Genomic DNA, 20025 nt, shown 5'->3' with positions numbered 1-20025 from the left:
CCGCCACTCGGGCGACACAGCAAGAATGCGCCACGACGCGCCCGGTCCGCACCTGGGCGACGGGAACCGGACCCCTGGGCCGGAAACGGTTCGTGTGCCGGTCGGCGCGCGGTGCGGCATCACCGTCGGAACACATCCCCCGATACTGGAGTGAATACGGAGGAAAGGGATGTGGTGGAAGACGACCGGGCTGCCCGACCCGCAACGGCCTCGGCCGACCGCTTCGCCCTTGCGGAACGGGCCGTGGCCGCCATCGGCACGACTCTCGACGAACGCAAGACGGGCGCCGAACTCGCCGCCTTCCTCGCCGAGGTGCTCTGCGACGCCGCGGCCGTCGACCTCTTTCCGCAGGACCGGGAGCCCGACGCCCCACCGGGCTCCCTGCGTCCCGTGGCGGCAGCGGGCCGCCGCGACCTGCTGGACGACCTGCGCAGGACACCGCGCGGCGACGTCCTGGTCCGCGCCCTGGACGAGGGCCGCCCCCTCACCGCGTCGTTCACCCGGGCAGGCGGCAACCGGCTGGCCGCGCTCTCCGTTCCGCTCCTGGCCTGGGACCGCGTCTTCGGAGTGGTCCTCGCCGTCCGCACCGACCGGGTCTTCACCGACGACGAAGCGGCCGTGGCCCACTACGCCGCCCGTCTGGCCGCCGCCCACCTGCACCACGCCGCCGAACATCACGCGGCCCAGAAGACGGTCCTCAACCTCCAGGAGGTGCTGCTCCTCGCGCCCAGTCAGCCGCACCCCAACCTGGACATGGCCACCCGCTACCTCCCCCTCGGCAGCGGCGCCCTCGTCGGCGGCGACTGGTACGAGACCGTCCGTCTGCACTACGGCCGTACCCTCCTGGTCATCGGCGACGTCATGGGCCACGGCCTGGACGCCGCCGTCGACATGAACGCCTACCGTTCGATGCTGCGCTACGTCGCCTCCACCGACCTGCCACCCCATCGGATCCTGCGTCAGATGGACACCTCGATGTCGGAGGACAGCCACCGCCGTCCCGCGACCTGTCTGCTCGCCCTCCTGGACCCCGCGCGCGGGACCGCGGCCTTCTCCAGCGCGGGCCATCTGCCGCCCGCCGTCTTCCACCGGGACGGCACCGGCGAGCTGATCGATCTGCCCGTCGGCCCGCCCCTCGGCACCGGCCTCTCCGACTACCACTCGGCCACCGTGCCGCTCAGCACCGAGGACACCCTGCTGATGTTCACCGACGGTCTCGTCGAACGCCGGGACGAGGACATCGACGCCTCCCTCGCCCGGCTGGCCCACATCCACGTGCATCCCGACCTCGACGTCTCCCACCTCCTCGACGAGGTCCTCCACCGCCTGGGCGCCGAGGCGGCGGACGACGACGTGGCGGCCCTCGCGGCTCGTCTGCGACACCGGCCCTGATGATCAGGTGATTCGAGTGGTAGTCCGCCGGGCGGCGGCGTACGGTCGAATGGTGGCCGGAACCGGCCCCTGACCCGCCGTACGGCGAACCTCCATGACGAGCCCGCAGCCAGCACCCCAAGCGCGGGCCACCACCCGGCAAGAGCAAGAGGGCGGTGGCCGGGGCAGCGCGATGGCGCTTCTGGTCATCGCCTCCTGCCAGTTGATGGTGGTGCTCGACATCACCATCGTGAACATCGCGCTTCCGGAGATCCAGCGCGAGCTCGACTTCTCCACCACCAGCCTGTCCTGGGTGGTCAACGCCTACACGCTGACCTTCGGCGGACTGCTGCTGCTCGGTGGGCGGGCCGGTGACATCCTCGGCAGACGGCGCGTGTTCATCTTCGGCGTGCTGCTGTTCGCTCTCGCCTCGCTGCTGGGCGGACTGTCGCAGAACTCCGGCCAACTCCTCGCGGCCCGCGCCCTCCAGGGCGTCGGCGGCGCCATCGCGTCCCCGACCTCCCTCGCCCTGATCAGTACGACGTTCCGCGAAGGCCCCGAGCGCAACCGGGCGTTCGGTGTCTTCGCCGCGGTCTCCGCGGGCGGCGGCGCGATCGGGCTGCTGGCCGGCGGCATGCTGGTGGAGTGGCTCAACTGGCGCTGGGTGCTGTTCGTCAATGTGCCGATCGCGCTGCTCATCGTGCTGGCCACCCCGCGCTGGATCCGGGAGTCCGAGCGCCACCCGGGCCACTTCGACCTGACCGGCGCACTCACTTCGACCGTCGGCATGGTCCTGCTGGTGTACGGGTTCATCCGGGCTGCCCAGGACGGCTGGCGGGACCCGCTCACCCTGGCCTCGTTCGGCGCGGCCGTGGTGATCCTGGTGCTGTTCATCCTCGTCGAACGCCGCTCCAAGCAGCCCATCACGCCCCTGCACATGTTCGCCGACCGCAACCGGGCGGGCACCTACGGGATGATGCTGAGCCTTGCCGCCGCGATCTTCGGCATGTTCTTCTTCCTCACCCTCTTCGTCCAGAACGTGCTGGACTTCAGCCCGCTCCTGACCGGCCTGGCCTTCCTGCCGGTGAGCGCGGTCATCGCCGTGGGTGCGGGCCTGGCCTCCCAACTCCTGCCGAAATACGGGCCGAAGCCGTTCATGGTGACGGGAGCGATCCTGGCCGCCGTGGGCCTTGGCTGGCTGACTCTGACCGACGTCCACTCCACCTACGCGGGCAGCGTCCTGGGCCCGATCCTCGTCTTCAGCCTGGGCATGGGCATGGAGTTCGTGTCCCTGACCCTGATGGCCCTGTCCAACGTGCCCACCCACGAGACCGGCGCCGCCTCCGGCCTCCTCAACGCCACCCAACAGGTGGGCGGTTCCCTCGGACTGTCCATCCTGGTCACCATGTTCGGCACGGCCAGCAACAACGAGGCGGACAAACAGATCCCGGACTTCCTCGCCCAGGCGACCCCCGCCGAGCGGCTGCGCTTCGAACGCACCGGTCAACTCCCTGCCCCGTGGGCCGACGAGATCCTCGCCTCCGGAGTCTCCGCCGCCTTCATCGTGGCGGCGATCTTCACCGGTATCGCCGCGGTGATCGCCCTGTTGGTGATCCAGGTCCGCCCCTCCGACCTGGAACGCCTCAAGGGTGGGGTGGGCCCGGTGCCCTGAGGCGTGTCGCCCGCGGTGCGGCTTGCGACCGACGCGGCCGGGACGGCAGGGTTCGCTGTGTGGCCACTTTGCTGATCGTGCATCACACGCCGTCGCCGAACTGCCAGGCGCTGTTCGAAGCCGTCGTCTCCGGGGCGACGGCGCCGGAGATCGAGGGCGTCCGGGTCGAACGACGGGCGGCGCTGTCCGCCACGGCATCCGACGTGCTCGCCGCGGACGGATACCTGCTCGGCACTCCCGCGAACCTCGGCTACATGTCCGGCGCGCTGAAGCACTTCTTCGACCAGGTGTACTACCCCTGCCTGGACGAGACACGGGGCAGGCCGTTCGGCTACTACGTACACGGTGGAAGCGATGTCACCGGAGCCGTCCGCGGGATCGAGTCGATCACGACGGGCCTGGGCTGGCGGCGTACGGCGGAGGCGGTGACCGTGACCGGCACGCCGGACAAGGCCGACACCGACGCGTGCTGGGAACTGGGCGCGACGGTCGCCGCCGGGCTGATGAGCTGAGAGAGGAGGGGCGCGGGTCACGCGCCCCTCCGGACCGTCAGACGATGCTGTGGACGAGCTGCGTGTTCAGCTCGTAGCGGGCGCCCACGATGGCCAGTTGGCCGCCGGCGACCTTGGCCGCGAGGTCGGGCTCGGCGGCGAGCCGCGAGTGTATGAGCCGTACGTTGGCGTCGATCGTGGCGTCGACGCGGGCGTCGCCCTCCACACTGCGGTCGATGGCCGGCTTGATCTGGTCGGCCAGGTACTGGATGTGGGCCGGCAGTTGCGCACCGGACTCGTCCGACTCGACGGCGGCCCGCACGGCGCCGCACGACTGGTGACCGAGCACCATGACGAGCGGTATGCCGAGTTCGAGCACGCCGTAAGCGACGCTGCCGAGCACCGCCTCGTCCAGCACCTCACCGCCCGACCGCACGGTCATCAGGTCGCCCAGGCCCTGGTCGAAGACCAGCTCCGGGGGAACTCGGGAGTCGATGCAGCCGAGTATGAGCGCGAAGGGATGCTGACCGGACGTCAGCTCCGTCCGCACCGCGGCCGTCTCGTCCGGGTGCTGTTCACGGAAGGTGCGCCAGCGCCGGTTTCCGGCGGCGAGCGCACGCAGGGCTTCTGCGGGCGTGGTGGGACGAGGCCGGGTGGTGGCGGTGGGTGTGGCCGCGGAGGCGGTGGAGACCCCGGCGGACACGGCGCCGAGGACAGCGGCCCCGGTCAGTCCGGCCCGCAGGAGTGCACGCCGGGCGGGTGGTGCGGGAGTCGGCTCGAAGCCGACTGAAGTGTGGGAAGTGACATGAGAGTTCACGGAGCAGAACGTATGTGCGGGTTCGAATCCGGTGTCTTTCGTTGCCCAATCATGGTCGGGCGTGACCGATTCATGATCGGATGATGAATCCCCCTTGGGCATATCGAGGGCTGCGCATGGCAGACCGAGGGGCGAGCCGGTGACCTGGCTCGCCCCTCATGCCGTAGCGCCCGACCGGCTGGTGTCAGCAGTCGGGAACGCCTTCGATCTTCTCGCCGCCCTGGAGGTACAGGTTGTTGACCCAGGCGATGTCGCTGCCGGCGAACTCCTGGACCGCGGTCCACCAGTTGTTCGTCCCCACTGCGGGGTCGCTGACGGTCTGGCCCTGCTTCTGGCACACAGCGTCCAGCCAGTACTGCGAGCGGACAGCGAGCACGTTGGACGAGGTGTTCGTGTCCTCGCGCAGGCTGACGTCGGTCGCCCAGATGTAGACGTCGGTGAGCGTCGGGTCGCCGTCGTTCGCCGCGGTCGGAGCGGCCTGGGCCGTGCCGGCGAGAGCCCCGGCGGCGAGCGTGGCCACGGCGAGGGCGGTGGCGGAGCGGCGGATGAGCTTCTTCATGGGTGTGTCCCCCGGTTGTGGTGTGCGGTGTGGTGTGGTGACGGGTGCGGCGCGGCGGTCAGCCGCCGGCCCAGACGCAGTCCGTGGGTACCCCGTCGATCCAGTTGCTGGCGTTGTCGATGTAGTAGCTGGGCATCACCCCGTAGTGGGTCCAGCCGGGCACCTCGACGACGACCCAGTACGGGTTCCCGCCGATCGTCTGACCGGGGAACTGGCAGCGCACGAAGACCTCGGTCGGTGCGCTGACCTGCCCCAGTACGGACGGGCAGTTGGTCGTGGACGGGTGGTCCCAGCAGGCGTCGGGGTAGACCTCACGGACGTTGACGTTGCTTGCCCAGACGCCGTAGTAGCCCTGTCCGTGTCCGTCGGCGGCGGCCGTCGGGGCCGTGGCGCCGACCAGGGCGAGGGCCCCGGCGGCGGCAAGCAGTCCGATCCTCTTGCGCATGGCGTATGCCTCCTTCGGCGCGGGTCAGCAGGTCGCGGAGGCGGGCAGGTCGCCGTACTCGTTGCCCTTGAGGTAGACGGCGCTGACATAGCCCTCCACGAGCTTCACCCAGACGTCGTTGGTGTAGCCGTGGTCGCTGATGGTCTCGCCGCGCGTCCAGCAGTAGGCGCCGCGCGGCTGGTTCGCCGCGACACTGCCGACCTCGGCGGTCGAACTTGCCGGGCCCTGGCGGACGTTGACGGTCTCGTACGGGACGACGGCGTACGGCGCCGCCAGTACACGGTCGCTGCCGCTGCCCCGGTCCGCGTCGGAAGCCGCGACGGCGGTCGTGGCGGTGAGCGGGCCGAGCAGGGCGAGTGCCCCGGCGCCGACGAGTGCGGCCCTGGTGACGATGCGCGTGGTCATGGTGCTGTTCCCCCTGTGCTTGGGCGTGGCTGTGTGGCTGTGATGGGCGGTGCGGGTGGCTCAGTACCAGCCCGTCTGGGCCAGGACATGGCCGTCGCAGACGAGCATCGCGTGCGAGACCCGGCCGGCGAGGTTGTTGCCGATCTTCGTGAAGGCGTAGTCGATGCCCGAGTCGACGGTCTCGGAGACCCACCCGTCGGGGCGCGCGGCTCCGGAGTCGGAACGCTCCAGCACGGCCGCGCAGTTGGCCCGGGAGTTCTCGATCCGGGCGAAGGAACCGCAGCCGTCGGAGTAGAAGTACTTCAGCGCCATGCCCTCTGCGTGCTGGGTGGCGCCGACCTGACGGAACGTGCCCGAGCAGCCGGAGACGGTGGGGTACTGGCCCTCGCGGGCGTAGGCCCCGTAGTTGCCGCCCGAATGCGGCGCGGCCTGAGCGGTGAACGGCGTGGTCAGTGCCAGCAGTGCGGCGGCACCTCCGGAAATGAGCAGCGTCCTGAGCGAACGGCGGCGCATGTGCCCCCTTTCATGTGTCGCGGTTTCGTGGCTGTACGGCCGGGCGGTGACCCGCTCCATGGCTGGTCATCGCCCTCGTCCGCGACCTTAGGGGCCGTCAGCGCACCCGCGGCACCTGACAATTGTCAGGGAGGGGGGAGGCTCCGCCGGGGCGTCCCGGCGGAGCCTTGTGTCGTCGTGCGGGGTCAGGCTGTGTGCAGGGTCAGCCCGTAGCGGCCCAGGATCTCGTTGATGGGCTGGAACCAGGTCTCGCCGCCGCCGGAGCAGTTGCCCCAGCCTCCCGAGGTGACCCCCTGTGCCTGGTCACCGCTGATGAACGAGCCGCCGGAGTCGCCGGGTTCGGCGCAGACGCTGGTCTTGGTCATCTGGTGCACGGCGCCCTGGCTGTAGTTGACGGTCTCGTTCATGGCCAGCACGGTGCCGCAGTGCCAGTGCGTGGTGGAGCCGGAGCGGCAGATGGAGCTGCCAACGGGCGCAACGGACGAGCCGCGCACCAACTGGTCCGGGACCGTGCCCCAGCCGAGGACCACCGGTACCGTCCACCAGCCGCTGCCGACGTTGACCCAGGCGTAGTCGTTGTCCGGGAACGAGGAGCCCTGGAAGTTGCCGATGTACGAGCCGTCCCAGCCGTTCACTCCGGCGCCTGCGCCGCTGCAGTGCCCGGCCGTGACGAAGCCGCCGTGCACCGAGAAGCCGATGGAGCACCGGACGTTGCCGGTGTAGTAGGGGTCGCCGCCGACGGTGCCCGCCGCGAAGGTCTGTGGCGCGGCCGGGACGGTCCGTACGGTGACCGGGCCGGCCTCGCGGGCCCGGGAGACGAAGCGCTGGACATCGTTGTCAGCGCGCTCGTCCTCGACCACGTTCACCACGACGGTGTTGGCGGTCGGATCGACATGCCAACTACTCACGCCCAAGGGTGCGGACAGCCGGTCGACACGTGCCTTCGCCGCGTCGAGCTGCCGCGCGCTGTGCTCGACACTGCGTACGGTGGCGCCGGCCGCCTTGACGGCCCGTACGGTCGTGGCGGAGGCCTCGGACGTGACGGCCACGGTGAGCCGACCGCTCTTGGCGTCGAACCACGAACCGCCGTACGCGGCGCCGGCCGCCCGGCGTGCCGCGGGGGCGATGTCACCGGCGGCACGCTCGGCCGCCAGTCGTGCTTCGGCCTCGTCCTTCGTCAGTCCGAAGTCCCGCTGCATCGCCTGAAGCAGTCCCGCGGAGGCCGGCGGTGCGTCGGGGGAGTCGCTTGCGGAGGCCGGCAGGGTTCCGGCGGCTGCCCAGCTGCCGAGCATGAACAGGGCGGCCAGGCCGGCGTGCATGAGTCTGGTGCGTCTCATGGAAGTTGCCCTTCGTCGTTCCAACTAGGTGGGGTGGAACAACCGCAAACTGAGAGCGCTCTCACCAGGGTTGAGCAGAGCTTAGCCACGCAGGTCTATCAGGTCCATGCCAATGCGCGGGATTGTTCGGCGGGGAGGTGCCGACGCTGCTGGTGATTTGCGAAACCGGCAATTTCGCTTGGGTCACGTCCTGTGTCGGCGGAGGCTTCCTTCGCGGGCCCGCCCACTTCACGAGCCCGTATCCCGTGAGGAGACGCCATGACCGACACCCCCGTCACCCGGCCCGCCGCTTTCTGGGAGGCCCGCTACCGGGACAGCACCCGAGTGTGGAGCGGGCGCCCGAACGAGCTGCTCGTGCGTGAGGTGGCGGACCTCCGCCCGGGAAGTGCCCTCGACCTGGGGTGCGGTGAGGGCGGGGACGCGGTGTGGCTGGCGTCGCGCGGCTGGCGTGTCACCGGGATCGACATCTCCGTCACCGCGCTCGAACGGGCCGCCGAGCACGCTGTCGAGGCCGGCGTCGGCGACAGGATCGTCTGGGAGCGGCATGAACTGGGCGAGACCTTTCCGCAGGGAGGCTTCGACCTGGTGAGCGCCCACTATCTGCAGTCCCCGGTGGGAATCGACCAGGAGGGGGTGCTGCGGCGGGCCGCCGAAGCGGTCGCCGCCGACGGCACCCTGCTGATCGTGATGCACGCCGCCTGGCCGTCGTGGCAGACCGAACCGCCCTTCGACGCGGAGTTCCCCACGCTGGACGGCGTTCTCGCCCAACTCGCCCTGCCCGACGCAAGTTGGGCCGTCGAGACACGGGAGACGGTCCGCAGGCCGAGCGTCTCGCCCGACGGGATCGAGGGCCACCGGGACGACAACGTGTGGCGGATCCGGCGTAACGGCGACTGACCGGTCAGCCCGCCGTAGCCGTCGCCTCCCGCCGGCAGCCCACGAACAGATGCGGTTCGGGCGCGGCCTCGGGGAGCGCCGGCGCGAACATCACGTTCTCCTCGGCGAGGACGGCCAGGCCCGCGTCGGTCAGCATGGCGGTGAAGTCCTCGGCGGCGAAGCTGGTCGCGCGCACCGGCTGCCCCATGAAGACGGTCTCGACGCCCTCGACGTCGAGCGGCACGGTGGCGAGCGCCATGTGTCCGCCGGGCTTGAGCGCCCGCACCAGGCGCCGCACCAGGTCGGACTGCTCCCGCCGGGACATCTGCAACAGGGAGAAGTACACACAGACGGCGTCGAACGCGCCGTCATCGAGGGACACTTCGTGGATGTCGGCACATCGGAAGGTGGCGTCGGGCACCTGCCGGGTCGCGAGGTCCGCCATGACGGGGGAGACGTCGATACCGAGGACGCCGTGTCCCGCCGCGGCGAGCGTCCGGGCGGTGGGCCGCCCCGTGCCGCTGCCCACGTCCAGCACACGGCTGCCGGGGGCGAGACGGCCGAGCAGCCATTCCAGCGAGGCCCGATGCGCCTCGGAATGCGCGAAGGCCTTCTCGTACGCGGCCCCCAACGCGTCGAACACCGCTACGGCCGGCGGTGGTTGGTCCTGAGCGGTCACCCTGCCCCCTTCGCGACGCGTGTGCCGGGGCATCGTTGCAGCAGGGCCGGACGGCGCACAACCGGCCTGAGCGATCGCCGTGCGGGTGCGCGGAGCGCACCCGCAGCGCGTCAGTCGAGTTTTCCGAGACGGGCGTCCTGCCACAGGTCCACGCCACCGTCGCCCGCGTACTTGTCGATCTCCGCCAGCTCTTCGCTGCTGAAGTCGAGGTTCTCCAGCGCGGCGACGTTCTGATCCAGCTGTTCGGTCCGCGACGCGCCGATGACGAGAGAGGTGACGCGTTCGTCACGCAGCGCCCAGGCCAGGGCCATCTGGGCCAGGGTCTGCCCACGGCGGGCGGCGATGTCGTTGAGGGCGCGCAGCCTGTGCAGCATGTCCTGGGACAGCCAGGTGGTGTCGAAGGACGTGCTCTGCGCGGCCCGCGAGTCGTCGGGAATGCCATTGAGGTAGCGCCCGGTCAGCAGCCCCTGGGCGAGCGCCGTGAACCCGATGACTCCGAAGCCCTCCTCCTGCGCGGCGTCGAGCAGACCGTCGGTCTCGATCCAGCGGTTGACCATGCTGTACGACGGCTGATGGATCAGGAGCGGGGTGCCCAGCTCCCGGAGGATGGCGGCCGCCTGCCGGGTGCGTTCGGCGTCATAGGAGGAGATGCCGACGTAGAGGGCCTTGCCCTGGCGTACGGCGGTGTCGAGGGCGCCCATCGTCTCTTCGAGCGGGGTGGTCGCGTCGAGACGGTGGGAGTAGAAGATGTCCACGTACTCCAGCCCCGTGCGGCGCAGCGACTGGTCGAGCGAGGCGAGGACGTACTTGCGGGAGCCGCCGCCCTGGCCGTAGGGCCCGGGCCACATGTCCCAGCCGGCCTTGGTGGAGATCACCAGCTCGTCCCGGTACGGGGCGAGGTCCCGCTGCATCAGACGGCCGAAGTTGATCTCCGCGGCCCCGTACGGCGGGCCGTAGTTGTTCGCCAGGTCGTGGTGGGTGATTCCGAGGTCGAAGGCGCGCAGAGCGATCTCGCGCTGGGTGTCGAAGGCGCGGTCGTCCCCGAAGTTGTGCCAGTAGCCCAGGGACAGCAGGGGCAGGTCGAGTCCCGAGCGTCCGGTGCGCCGGTAGCGCATGGTGCCGTTGTAGCGCTCGGGATGCGCGATGTGGTTCATCGGGTGGTCTCCGGATGGTGCAGTGAGGAGCGCCCCGCCGGAATCGCGGGGGCATGCTCACAGTGCTCCTGCGTGATCGTGAAGTCCAACAGGTTGCCGTCATGTCATTGAGCGATCGCGCTTCTGAATGGGCTCGGAGCCCTGGGGGCGTGTGCTCGCCTGTGTGCTCCCCGGGCTCCCTGAGAAGTTTCCATGAATCTGTGAGGGGTTTGAACACGCGAGGGCCCAGCTCCGTATGGGGCGAGGGGATTCCATGCCGAGCAGATCCACACGCGTAGGAGTACTGCCTTGACTCGCACCTCGCGCAGACGACCAACGGGCAAGCGGCGCGCGACCTTTGCAGCGGTCGCCCTGATGCTGGGCGGAGGGGGACTGATAGCCGCGAACGTCTACGCGTCGGCGACCGAAGTCGGCGCAGCACAGAGCGGGTCCGACCAGGCCCTTGCCTCAGGAGCCGCCACGATCGACTGCCCGGACGTGGGCAGCCGGTTGACGGCGGTGCCGGACGCGGCGCGCACAGACGTCGACCGGGAACTCGCCCTCCTGGACCAGCAGATCACCGACGCCTACCAGCGTCTGAGGGAGGCCCAGGCCGCGCAGCAGGACGGAGCTTCCGTCGACGGCGCGATCATGAATCCGCTGAAGGAGGACAGGGCGGCCACGATCGAGCGCATCGCGCAGGCCATCGACGGCGCCGGGGACCGCCCCGACGGACTCGATGCCCTCGCGCCCTGCGAACTGCGCGTCCCCGAGGCCCAGGTCGAGAACGGCGAGCAGAACGGCCAGGACCAGGCAGGCAGCGGCGACGGTCAGACGGGCGAGGACCAGGGGGAGGAACAGCAGGGCGACCAGGGCGGGGGCGAGCAGCCGGCCGGCAACGGCCCCGTGGCCGGGGACTACGCGGACATCACCGCAGTCCAGCCCAATGTGCAGAACCCGGCACTCGAGGCGAACGCCTCCCGCGGCACCTTCGCCACCAGCTGCGGGGTCAACGAGAACGGCCTGTTCAACTCCGACAACGTGATCGTCGCCCCGGGCGTCACCAACGGCGCGCACCACTTCCACGACTACGTCGGCAACCAGTCCAACGACGCCTTCGCGAGCGACGACGACCTGGCCGCCGCCGACACCAGCTGCACGGACCAGGGCGACAAGTCCACGTACTACTGGCCCGTCGTGCGTCTGCAGAACGGCACCCAGGAGCAGGACGCGAACTCTCCCGGCGGCGGCATCGAAGGCAACGCCGGCGAGATCGTCACGCCCAAGCAGGTCACGCTGGACTTCGTGGGCAGCCCGCAGGGCGAGGTCACGGCTATGCCGCGGTTCCTGCGCATCATCACCGGCGACGCCAAGGCGGCCGTCAACGGCACCGCCAACGCAAACGCGTCGTGGAGCTGCACCGGCTTCGAGGACCGGCAGCTGAAGGACAAGTACCCGCTCTGCCCCGAGGGCAGCGACGTGGTACGCACCTTCAAGTTCCAGAGCTGCTGGGACGGCCAGAACATCGACAGCGCCAACCACCGCACCCACGTGGCGTTCGCCAACGCCGAGGGCATCTGCCCCGAGGGGTTCGAGGCCATCCCGCAGTTGGTGCAGCGCATCGTCTACGACGTCGACGCACCGAGCCTCGACGACGGCGGCCGTACGACTCCGTTGTTCGCGGTCGACTCCTTCCCGGAGCAGCTGCACAAGCCGGTCACCGACCATGGGGACTTCATCAACGTCTTCGACGAGGACCTGATGAACGAGATGGTGGACTGCATCAACGGCGGTCAGCAGTGTGGTGTGGGAGCTGAGCCGGGTGACGGCGACGGCTCGGGTCCGGGTGAAGAGACCCAGCAGCCGACGCCGCCCGCCGAGGAGCCTGAGCAGTCTGCGCCGCCCGCCGAGGAGCCCGAGCAGTCGGCACCGCCCGCCGACGAGCCGTCCGGCGGCAACGACGAGGCCACTCCCGACGACCCGGGGAACGACCAGCAGACCGAGGAGCCCCCGGCCGAGAATCCGGGCACGGAGCCGGCGGACGGCGCCGAGAACCCCTCGGAGCCGGCGGAGGAACCCGAGGTCTACGCCACACCGACCTCCGAACAGTCCGACGCGGCCGCCCCTGCCCAGGGCGACGGAGGACAGGATGAGGAGATCGGGTCCGCGGCAACGCAGGAGCCGGTCGCGAACGACGACGCGTCCGACCAGCAGGCGTCACAGACCGAACCGCAGGGCGTCGGAGGCGGACTCGCCGACACCGGCGCGCAGCTGTGGCCGGCTGCGGCCGGGGCGGTGCTCGTGATCTGCGGCCTGTTCCTGTTGCGCCGCATGGGACGCGGCTCGGCCTGACACCGACCCCCCCGCGGGCACATGAACGGCGGCCGGACCTGCGAGCCAGGTCCGGCCGCCGTTCATGTCTCCTATCGCTGCGGGAGGACTGCTTCCCACGTGTCGACGGCGTAGCGGACGGTCATGCCGTGGCGGGCATACAGCCCGGGAGCCCCGGTGGCGTTGGCCGTGTCCACGCCGAGACCCACGGTGTCCCGTCCCCGCGTGGCGAAGACGGCGAACGCATGCCGCAACAGCAGGCCGCCGAGGCCACGGGCGCGGGCTTCGCGCAGTACGCCGATGCTCCCGATCCACCCCATGGCCTCGCGGTCGTCACGGGCGATCAGGAATCCGACGTCGCCCAGGTCCTCGGCGCTCACGATCCACACTAGGGACCAGTCGAGGGTCTCGGCGTCGATGTCGTGCAGCCACTGCCGGTAGGTGCGTGGCTGGAAGTCGAAGTGCTGGGCGAACCCGTCCTGGTACAACGCGTGAACGCGTACCCGGTCCGCCTCCTCGGTGCACGCTCGCAGACGCACCCCCGGCGGTGCCTGTGGCACAAGGTCCCGGGCGGGATCCAGGGGGCGGTGCAGGACGTGATAGCGCCGTACGACGGACCAGCCCCGCGCGCGGATCAGTGCCGTGTCGAGTGTGGGCCCGGTGTTGAGATGCAGATGCGCCACTGCCCTGGCCGCGCCGTTCGCGCCGGCCTTGACCAGGGCCCTGGCCTCCATCGCCGCCAGAACGCGCAGCCCGGCCTGCTGGTGATCGGGGAGCACATAGTGGTCGACGTCGATGCGCTCGCCACCTGACTCGTCCCACAGCAGTCCGTAGGCCACCGGCCGGTCCCTGTGGAAGGCCAGCCAGGAGTCCTGTTCCAGGTCGGTTTCCGGGTGCTTCAGATCGGCTTCGACCGTGTGCAGGTCGGTCTCGGGCCAGCCGATCTCGATCCGGTCGATGTCGTTGAGCAGTCCGGTGATGGCGGGCGCGTCGATGAGTCCGGCGGAGCGCAGGGCGTAGGACATGCGGCCAGGGTCCGGGGGGCGAGGAACGACCGCAATGGATTAATGCCGCACGGCCAACGGGAGTCCCTGGGTCCCGTGCGCCGGGGGTGTTGCGTGGGGCCTTGGGCACCGCTAACGTACAACCCAATGGTTGTAGATCAGAGGTCCGGCGACCGCGCTGATCGCCTCTTCCACGCCCTGGCGGACGCGACCCGGCGCGAGATCGTTGCGCTGACGCTGGCCGGTGAGTATTCGGTCTCGGACCTGGCCCGGCGGTTCCCGATGAGTTTTGCGGCCGTCCAGAAACACGTGGCGGTGCTGGAACAGTCAGGGTTGGTCACGAAGCACAGACAGGGCCGGGAGCAGCGGGTGCGGGGCAACGCCGACGCACTGCGCGAGGTCCATGGGCTGCTGGACCAGCTGGCGGCCCTGTGGCGAGGACGTATCGACCGGATCGGCGCGATCCTCGCCGAGCCGGACCCGGGAGACACGAAGGAGCAGAGGCATGACAGTGATGGACGTTCAGAAGAATCCTGAAGCGCTGACCCTGACACTCACCGCACGGTTCGACGCCCCGCCCGTGCGGGTGTGGCAGGTATGGCAGGACCCCCGTCAGCTGGAACGGTGGTGGGGCCCGCCGACCTATCCCGCAACCGTCGTCGACCATGACCTGGCCCCGGGCGGCAGGGTCGCGTACTTCATGACCGGGCCGGAAGGCGACAAGCACCATGGCTGGTGGCGCATCCTGTCCGTGGACGCCCCGCATCGCCTGGAGTTCGAGGACGGATTCTCCGACGACGCCGGCCGTCCCAACCCCGAGATGCCCACCACGACCGTCCGGGTGCGGCTCACTTCGGCCGACGGGACGTCCACGGTGATGACGGTGGAGAGTACGTTCGCGACGCCCGAGGCGATGAAGCAGCTGCTGTCGATGGGCATGGACGAGGGCATGACCGCTTCGATGAACCAGATCGACACCGTTCTGGCCGGCCCCGCCGTCGGCTGAGCGCCGGCCCGGACCTGTGGCGCCGCGGCCCTGAGAGACCGCGCGCGCATGCGGGGAAACGCTGGGATCCTGAGGGGAAGAACGCTGCCCATGCCCTGACGGACCGTGGGGGTGCGTGACGTGGCCGGCACCGAGGAGAAGAGGGCGGGACCGACCAGCCCGTGTGTCGATCCCCTGGGAGATCCATTCCTGCGGGCGAGTTTCGCCGTACCCACGCGACCTGCCACCTTCCTCCGGAGGGACAGGCTGGTCAGGCACCTCGACCAGGCTCTCCGGACGCCGCTGACCATGGTCAACGGAGCCGCCGGCGCGGGCAAGACCCTGCTGGTCGCCGACTGGGCCGCGGGGCTGGACCTGCCCGTCGTCTGGCTCACCGCCGACGCGGTGGACCAGGGCCCCGGAATGTTCTGGGCGTACCTGATGCAGGCCCTGCGCGGTTCCGGCACGCAGGTGCCCGCATCGGTCGGCCGGCCCTCGGACGTGAACCGTGTGGACCACACGATGCTCGCTCGGCTCGCGGCCCATCTGAGCACCCGCGACCGGCCGGAGATCGTCGTGCTCGACGAGTTCGACCGTGTGTCCGCACCGGAGATCGCCGATCAACTGGAATTCGTCCTGCACAACGCCGGGACGGACCTGCACCTGATCCTGGTCACCCGCACCGAACCGCTGCTCCCACTGCACCGTTACCGGGCCGCCGATGCCATGACGGAGATCAGGGGAGCGGAGCTCGCCTTCACTCCCGAGGAGGCGGCCACGTTGCTCGCCCAGCACGGGTTGCACCTCGGCGCCACCGCGGTGCACGGGCTCGTGGAACGCACCCGCGGATGGGCCGCCGGCCTGCGCCTGTGCGTCCTGGCCGCGCTGGACAGACCGGACCCCGAGCTCTATCTGAAGGAGTTCGAAGCGGACCGCAGCACGGTGGCCGACTTCCTGCTGGCCGAGGTGCTCAAGCGGCAGGCCGCCGAGACGCAGGACCTCCTGCTGCGGATCAGCGTCCTGGACCGCTTCTGCCCCGATCTGGCGAACGTGCTGACGGGGCGCACCGACGCCGAACCTCTGCTGGCCGGTCTGCACCGCGAGAACGCGTTCGTCGAGCACCTCGGGCACGCCTGGTACCGCCTCCACCCGCTGTTCGGGGAGATCCTCCGCGCGCACCTGCACGTGCGTTCCCCCGGTCTTGAGCCCGAGCTCCACCGGCGGGCGGCACAGTGGCTGCGACACTCCGGGTTCCTGTCGGAGATGCTCGTCCACGGTGCCGCCGCCGGCGACTGGGAGTTCACCGCCGGTGCCCTGGTCGAGGACCTCGCCATCGGCCAGCTCTTCACGGGGCTGCGCGCCGCCGACCTGGCAGAGCTGTTCTCCCGGATGGGCCCCGAGGCCGAGAGTCCCGCGACGAGCCTCGTCCGCGCGGCCCGTGAGCTGTCCCGCAGCGACCTCGACCACGGCCTGACCCATCTGCACCACGCCGAGGAAAGGCTCACCGAGGACGCGCCCGAAGCCGCGGCGGCACAACTGAGCTGCGCCCTGCTGGAAGTCCTGGCGGCCCGGCTGACCGGATCGCCGGGTCGTGCCGAGAAGGCCGCGGAAGCCGCCGCTCATCTGCGTCACAGGGTCCCCGCGCACCTCCTGGACAAGCATCCCGAGCTCACCGCGCTGCTGAAGACCCATCTGGGGTCGGCGCTCCTGTGGGCCGGGCGCTTCGAAGACGCACGAGCCGCCCTGTCCACGGTGGCCGGCGGATCCGGCGGAGCGGCCACGGCCCTGCCGCGCGAGGAGTCCCTGGGCCACCTGGCGTTGATCGACTACCTGAACGGCTGGCCCGGCAGAGCCGAGCGCAAGGCCCTGGCGGCGATGAGCGAGACGGAGCGGCTCAGCCGGGACCCGCCGTCCGGCTCCGGCATCGATCGCATGGTCCTCGCCGCCGTGGCCGTGGACCGCAACGAACTGGCGCAGGCCCAGTACCTCCTCGACGCGGCGGCCGACTCGCCCCCCGCGCTACGGGACCCGGTGACCGAGGCGGGCCGGGCCATCGCCACGGCCCGGCTGCTGCTGGCCCGCGGCCACCCACAGGCCGCCCTGGAAGCGATGGAACCGGACGTCCTGGCAGATGTCCTCTCACCTTGGGCGGAGGGCCAGACGGCGCTCGTGTCCTCAGCCGTACACCTGGCCGAAGGCCGCCCGGAAGCCGCCGCCAGGATCCTGGAGGCACTGCCCGACGACCAGGTGGCGTGCACTGTGGGAGCGGCGCGCGCCCAGCTCGCCGCGGGGAAACCCGATCTGGCGGTCGCTCTGCTCGACGGTGCGCACCCGGAGGGCCGCACCGGCCCCGCGCTGACCGTCCGGGCCCTGCTCGTGCGGGCGCAGGCCGCTGACATGGCCGGGGACTCCGCCACCACGCGCAGACTCGTCGGCCAGGCGCTGATCGAGGCCCGGCGCGAGCGGCTGCGGCGTCCCTTCCTCGAAGCCGGACCCTGGCTGCGCCCCCTCCTGGGTGCGGAACCCCTGCAAGGGCTGGGCGCCGGCTGGCTCACCCCCGGTCCGCCGCTGCCCCGGGAGCAGGCGACGGCTCCGGTCGTGGAGGAGCTGAGCGGACGCGAGCGCGACGTACTGCAACGGCTGGCGCAGATGATGTCGACCGAGGACATCGCCGCTGACCTGTACGTGTCGGTGAACACCGTCAAGACGCATCTCAAGAGCGTCTACCGAAAGCTCGCGGTGAACCGGCGCAACGACGCGGTGCGCCGGGCACGCGAGTTGGGGCTGCTGTGACTCCGCGCGGGTGAGAGCCAGGCTCGCCCGTGGCGGGTGAGGCGCCCGGTGGCCGGCTCGGATGCCATGGAAGCGGCGGCAGGCCGCGGTCGGCCGCTGCCCGGCCGACTCCGCCGGCATCCCGGGCCGACTCGGCGAGGGAGACACCGTGACCCACTGGCGGGCTCTGATCGTCCTGGGTACCGCCCAGTTCCTGATGGTCCTGGACACGTCCGTCATGAACGTCTCCATCAGTCAACTGGTCGAGGACTTCGACACCGAGGTCACCGCCATCCAGGCCGTCATCACGCTGTACGCACTGGTCATGGCCGCGTTCATGATCATCGGCGGCCGGCTCGGAGACATCTTCGGCCGACGTCGCCTGTTCCTCCTGGGACTCGTCGTCTACGGCACCGGATCGGCCCTGACCGCCGTCGCGCCCACCCTGTGGGTGCTCGCGCTGGGCTGGTCCGTCATCGAAGGACTCGGTGCCGCGATGGTGCTGCCCGCCATGGCGGCCCTCGTCGCCGAGTCCTACCGCGGCCGGGACCGGGCCGTGGCCTACGGCGTCATCGGCGGACTGGCCGGCGCGGGGATCGCGGTCGGGCCGCTGCTGGGCGGCTGGGTGACGACGTATCTCACCTGGCGGCTGGTCTTCGCCGGTGAGGTCGTGGTCGTCGCGGTCATGCTGTGCTTCCACCGGGTGATCACGGAAGCGCCCCGCACCGGTCCGCGTCCGCGGCTGGACGGGGTCGGCGCCGCCCTCTCGGCGGGCGGGCTGGCGCTGGGTGTGTTCGGAGTGCTTCAGAGCGGCTCCTGGGGATGGGTGCAGCCCCGCAACCCGCCGTTCACGGTGCTGGGGTTCGCGCCGACGCTGTTCGTCATAGGGGCGGGAGTGGCGGTACTCGCCGTCTTCGCCCACTGGGAGCGGCGCCGCGAGGCACACGGCAGCGACCCCCTGGTGCATCTGCCGCTGCTCCACAAGCCCGTGCTGCGGGCGGGCCTGATGTCGTTGCTGAGCCAGAACCTCATCCTGCTGGGACTGTTCTTCGCCATCCCGCTGTACCTACAGGTGGTTCAGGGATTCGACGCCTTCGAGACGGGTCTGCGGCTGCTGCCGGTGTCCGTCACCATGCTCGCGACCTCCCTGCTGGCTGCCCGGCTGGGGCGGCTGGCGGGACCGCGCCGGGTGGTCCGGCTGGCCCTGGTCACCCTCGCCGCGGCCATCGTGTGGCTGCTGGCCACCATCGACCCGGTCATCGACGACGCGCAGTTCGCCGGAGCGATGGCCCTGCTCGGCGTCGGCATGGGGCTCCTCGCCTCGCAGCTGGGCAACGTCGTTCAGTCCAGCGTCGGCGAGAAGGAACGCAGCGAGGTCGGCGGACTACAGTTCACGGCCCAGCAGCTGGGCTCCGCACTGGGCACCGCGCTCATCGGCTCGCTGCTCATCGGCGCGCTGGCCCACGCCTTCACCACGCAGGTGGAGGCCGACCCCCGGCTGTCGGAGGAGGCACGGCAGCAGACCGGCGTCGCCCTCGAAGCCGGCATCACCTTCGTCCCCACCGAACAGGTGCGCTCGGCGGCCGAACGCGCCGGGCTGCCCCCGACCGAGGTCGAGGCCGTTGCCGACTCGTACGCTTCGGCGCAACTCGACGGCCTCAAGGCGGCGATCCTCGCCACCGGGGGCATCACCCTCGCGAGTTTCCTCGTCACGCGGCATCTCCCGACCCGAACCAGGCAACCGGAGCCGGCCGAGGCGACGGGTCCGCCCCGCTGACCCGAGGGAGACCGCGATGTCCAGGACCGGGCACGTCATGGGGAGCAGCGCCGGGCGCCGGGCGCGGGCCGACTACACCGGCGGTGTCTACGGCTCGATGCTCGCCTCCTCCGTGATCGTCGGGGCCGGCACCCTGGGCCGCTTCCCGCGCCTCGAACTGGTGCTGCTGCTGTTGCTCACCGGGGTGGCGTTCTGGGTCGCGCACGTGCACGCCCAGCTCTTCGGTGCGCGCCTGGCAGAGCAGCGGCTGGACCGCGGCACCGTGCTGCACGTGTGCCGTGAGGAGTGGCCGATCGTCAACGCCGCCGTCCCGCCGGCCGTCGCCGTGGCCGTCAGCCCCGTGCTGGGCCTCGATGTTCAGGGTGCGCTCTGGCTGGCGCTGTCAGTGGCCGTGGCCGGTCAGGTGGGCTGGTCGGTGGCCGCGGCACGCAAGTCAGGTGCCTCCCGGCGGCTGATGGCCATCACCGCCGCGGTGAATCTGCTGCTCGGTCTGCTGATCATCTTGTTCAAGATCTACCTGACCCACTGACGGAGATAGGCGGCGGTGAAGGGCGACACTTCACCTGCACCGGGTGAGGGCGGGCGACCTGCCGAGGCGGACGATCGCAGGTGAAGACGTACTCCGCCCGTCCCAGGCCTCCCAACGGGAGGGCAGCTCATGCGCTATGAGATCCGCGTCGAAGGACACGTGTCGGAGACGCTGGCCAAGGCCTTTCCGGAGCTGGACCATGTCGTGATCTCCGGTCACACCGTCCTGTTCGGTCCCGTCGTCGACGAGGCGCAGCTGTACGGCCTGCTGGCCCGCTGCCAGTCGCTGGGGCTGCGGGTTCTGGAGATGCGCCAGCTGCCGGAGTGAGC

20 protein-coding genes are annotated in these 20025 nt (G+C 70.6%); 11 read left to right on the top strand and 9 right to left on the bottom strand.

Features of this window, described 5'->3' with window-relative positions:
* The first annotated feature begins 171 nt into the window (after positions 1–171).
* From KCH87_RS43615 to KCH87_RS43605, 3 genes are all read left to right on the top strand, one after another.
* Positions 172–1392, top strand: a complete 1221-nt coding sequence (locus KCH87_RS43615) for a PP2C family protein-serine/threonine phosphatase (protein WP_308299060.1) — start codon at positions 172–174, stop codon at positions 1390–1392.
* Positions 1393–1564: 172 nt separating this feature from the next.
* Positions 1565–3043 carry an MFS transporter gene (locus KCH87_RS43610; RefSeq protein ID WP_210593503.1) on the top strand — a complete coding sequence of 493 codons (1479 nt, stop codon included), beginning with the start codon at positions 1565–1567 and terminating at the stop codon, positions 3041–3043.
* 59 nt (positions 3044–3102) lie between these two features.
* Entirely contained in the window at positions 3103–3555 is a 453-nt protein-coding gene (locus KCH87_RS43605; RefSeq protein ID WP_210593502.1) for an NAD(P)H-dependent oxidoreductase, read from the top strand.
* A 37-nt stretch (positions 3556–3592) separates the two neighbouring features.
* On the opposite strand, the gene KCH87_RS43600 is transcribed toward KCH87_RS43605, so the two are convergent.
* From KCH87_RS43600 to KCH87_RS43575, 6 genes are all read right to left on the bottom strand, one after another.
* On the bottom strand, positions 3593–4351 hold the full coding sequence (locus tag KCH87_RS43600; protein ID WP_308299059.1) for a carbonic anhydrase: 759 nt from the start codon (positions 4349–4351) through the stop codon (positions 3593–3595).
* Positions 4352–4535: 184 nt separating this feature from the next.
* Entirely contained in the window at positions 4536–4910 is a 375-nt protein-coding gene (locus KCH87_RS43595) for a peptidase M23 (protein ID WP_210593500.1), read from the bottom strand.
* Positions 4911–4968: 58 nt separating this feature from the next.
* The gene (locus KCH87_RS43590; RefSeq protein WP_210593499.1) at positions 4969–5355 is read right to left on the bottom strand and encodes a hypothetical protein; all 387 of its coding nucleotides are present in this window, start codon (positions 5353–5355) and stop codon (positions 4969–4971) included.
* Between the two features lie 24 nt (positions 5356–5379).
* On the bottom strand, positions 5380–5760 hold the full coding sequence (locus KCH87_RS43585) for an SH3 domain-containing protein (protein ID WP_210593498.1): 381 nt from the start codon (positions 5758–5760) through the stop codon (positions 5380–5382).
* Between the two features lie 60 nt (positions 5761–5820).
* Positions 5821–6273 (bottom strand): hypothetical protein, encoded by a 453-nt coding sequence (locus KCH87_RS43580; protein ID WP_210593497.1) that lies wholly within the window; start codon positions 6271–6273, stop codon positions 5821–5823.
* A gap of 185 nt (positions 6274–6458) precedes the next feature.
* Complete coding sequence (locus KCH87_RS43575; RefSeq protein ID WP_210593496.1) at positions 6459–7610, bottom strand: S1 family peptidase; 1152 nt, start codon at positions 7608–7610, stop codon at positions 6459–6461.
* A 258-nt stretch (positions 7611–7868) separates the two neighbouring features.
* Here KCH87_RS43575 and KCH87_RS43570 point away from each other — a divergent pair, with 258 nt between their 5' ends.
* Positions 7869–8507 carry a bifunctional 2-polyprenyl-6-hydroxyphenol methylase/3-demethylubiquinol 3-O-methyltransferase UbiG gene (locus KCH87_RS43570; RefSeq protein ID WP_210593495.1) on the top strand — a complete coding sequence of 213 codons (639 nt, stop codon included), beginning with the start codon at positions 7869–7871 and terminating at the stop codon, positions 8505–8507.
* A 4-nt stretch (positions 8508–8511) separates the two neighbouring features.
* On the opposite strand, the gene KCH87_RS43565 is transcribed toward KCH87_RS43570, so the two are convergent.
* Both KCH87_RS43565 and mgrA read right to left on the bottom strand, forming a co-directional pair.
* A complete protein-coding gene (locus tag KCH87_RS43565) occupies positions 8512–9198 on the bottom strand; it encodes a bifunctional 2-polyprenyl-6-hydroxyphenol methylase/3-demethylubiquinol 3-O-methyltransferase UbiG (RefSeq protein ID WP_210593494.1) in 687 nt (228 codons plus the stop codon).
* A gap of 77 nt (positions 9199–9275) precedes the next feature.
* On the bottom strand, positions 9276–10319 hold the full coding sequence (mgrA, locus tag KCH87_RS43560) for an L-glyceraldehyde 3-phosphate reductase (RefSeq protein ID WP_210593493.1): 1044 nt from the start codon (positions 10317–10319) through the stop codon (positions 9276–9278).
* Positions 10320–10607: 288 nt separating this feature from the next.
* Between mgrA and KCH87_RS43555 the strand changes: the two genes are divergently transcribed.
* Entirely contained in the window at positions 10608–12650 is a 2043-nt protein-coding gene (locus KCH87_RS43555; RefSeq protein ID WP_374199100.1) for a DUF1996 domain-containing protein, read from the top strand.
* A gap of 71 nt (positions 12651–12721) precedes the next feature.
* Here KCH87_RS43555 and KCH87_RS43550 read toward each other — a convergent pair whose 3' ends face one another.
* Positions 12722–13654, bottom strand: a complete 933-nt coding sequence (locus tag KCH87_RS43550; protein ID WP_210593492.1) for a GNAT family N-acetyltransferase — start codon at positions 13652–13654, stop codon at positions 12722–12724.
* Positions 13655–13780: 126 nt separating this feature from the next.
* Between KCH87_RS43550 and KCH87_RS43545 the strand changes: the two genes are divergently transcribed.
* From KCH87_RS43545 to KCH87_RS43520, 6 genes are all read left to right on the top strand, one after another.
* Positions 13781–14170 (top strand): helix-turn-helix transcriptional regulator, encoded by a 390-nt coding sequence (locus tag KCH87_RS43545; RefSeq protein ID WP_210593491.1) that lies wholly within the window; start codon positions 13781–13783, stop codon positions 14168–14170.
* Positions 14139–14639, top strand: coding sequence for an SRPBCC domain-containing protein (locus KCH87_RS43540; protein WP_210593490.1), 501 nt, complete (start codon positions 14139–14141; stop codon positions 14637–14639). The genes KCH87_RS43545 and KCH87_RS43540 overlap by 32 nt, the downstream gene beginning before the upstream one ends.
* A gap of 288 nt (positions 14640–14927) precedes the next feature.
* Positions 14928–17411, top strand: coding sequence for a LuxR C-terminal-related transcriptional regulator (locus KCH87_RS43535; protein ID WP_247197684.1), 2484 nt, complete (start codon positions 14928–14930; stop codon positions 17409–17411).
* 148 nt (positions 17412–17559) lie between these two features.
* Positions 17560–19167: an MFS transporter gene (locus KCH87_RS43530; RefSeq protein ID WP_210593513.1), complete on the top strand. Its 1608-nt coding sequence runs from the start codon at positions 17560–17562 to the stop codon at positions 19165–19167.
* A gap of 16 nt (positions 19168–19183) precedes the next feature.
* On the top strand, positions 19184–19696 hold the full coding sequence (locus KCH87_RS43525) for a hypothetical protein (protein ID WP_210593488.1): 513 nt from the start codon (positions 19184–19186) through the stop codon (positions 19694–19696).
* Positions 19697–19825: 129 nt separating this feature from the next.
* Positions 19826–20023: a hypothetical protein gene (locus KCH87_RS43520; RefSeq protein ID WP_210593487.1), complete on the top strand. Its 198-nt coding sequence runs from the start codon at positions 19826–19828 to the stop codon at positions 20021–20023.
* The last annotated feature ends 2 nt before the right edge of the window (positions 20024–20025 follow it).

The sequence above is a fragment of the Streptomyces sp. GESEQ-35 genome, from assembly GCF_017948485.1.
Lineage (GTDB): Bacteria > Actinomycetota > Actinomycetes > Streptomycetales > Streptomycetaceae > Streptomyces.
The sequence above is the reverse complement of the archived record's forward strand: the minus strand, read 5'-3'. Positions and strand labels throughout refer to the sequence as shown.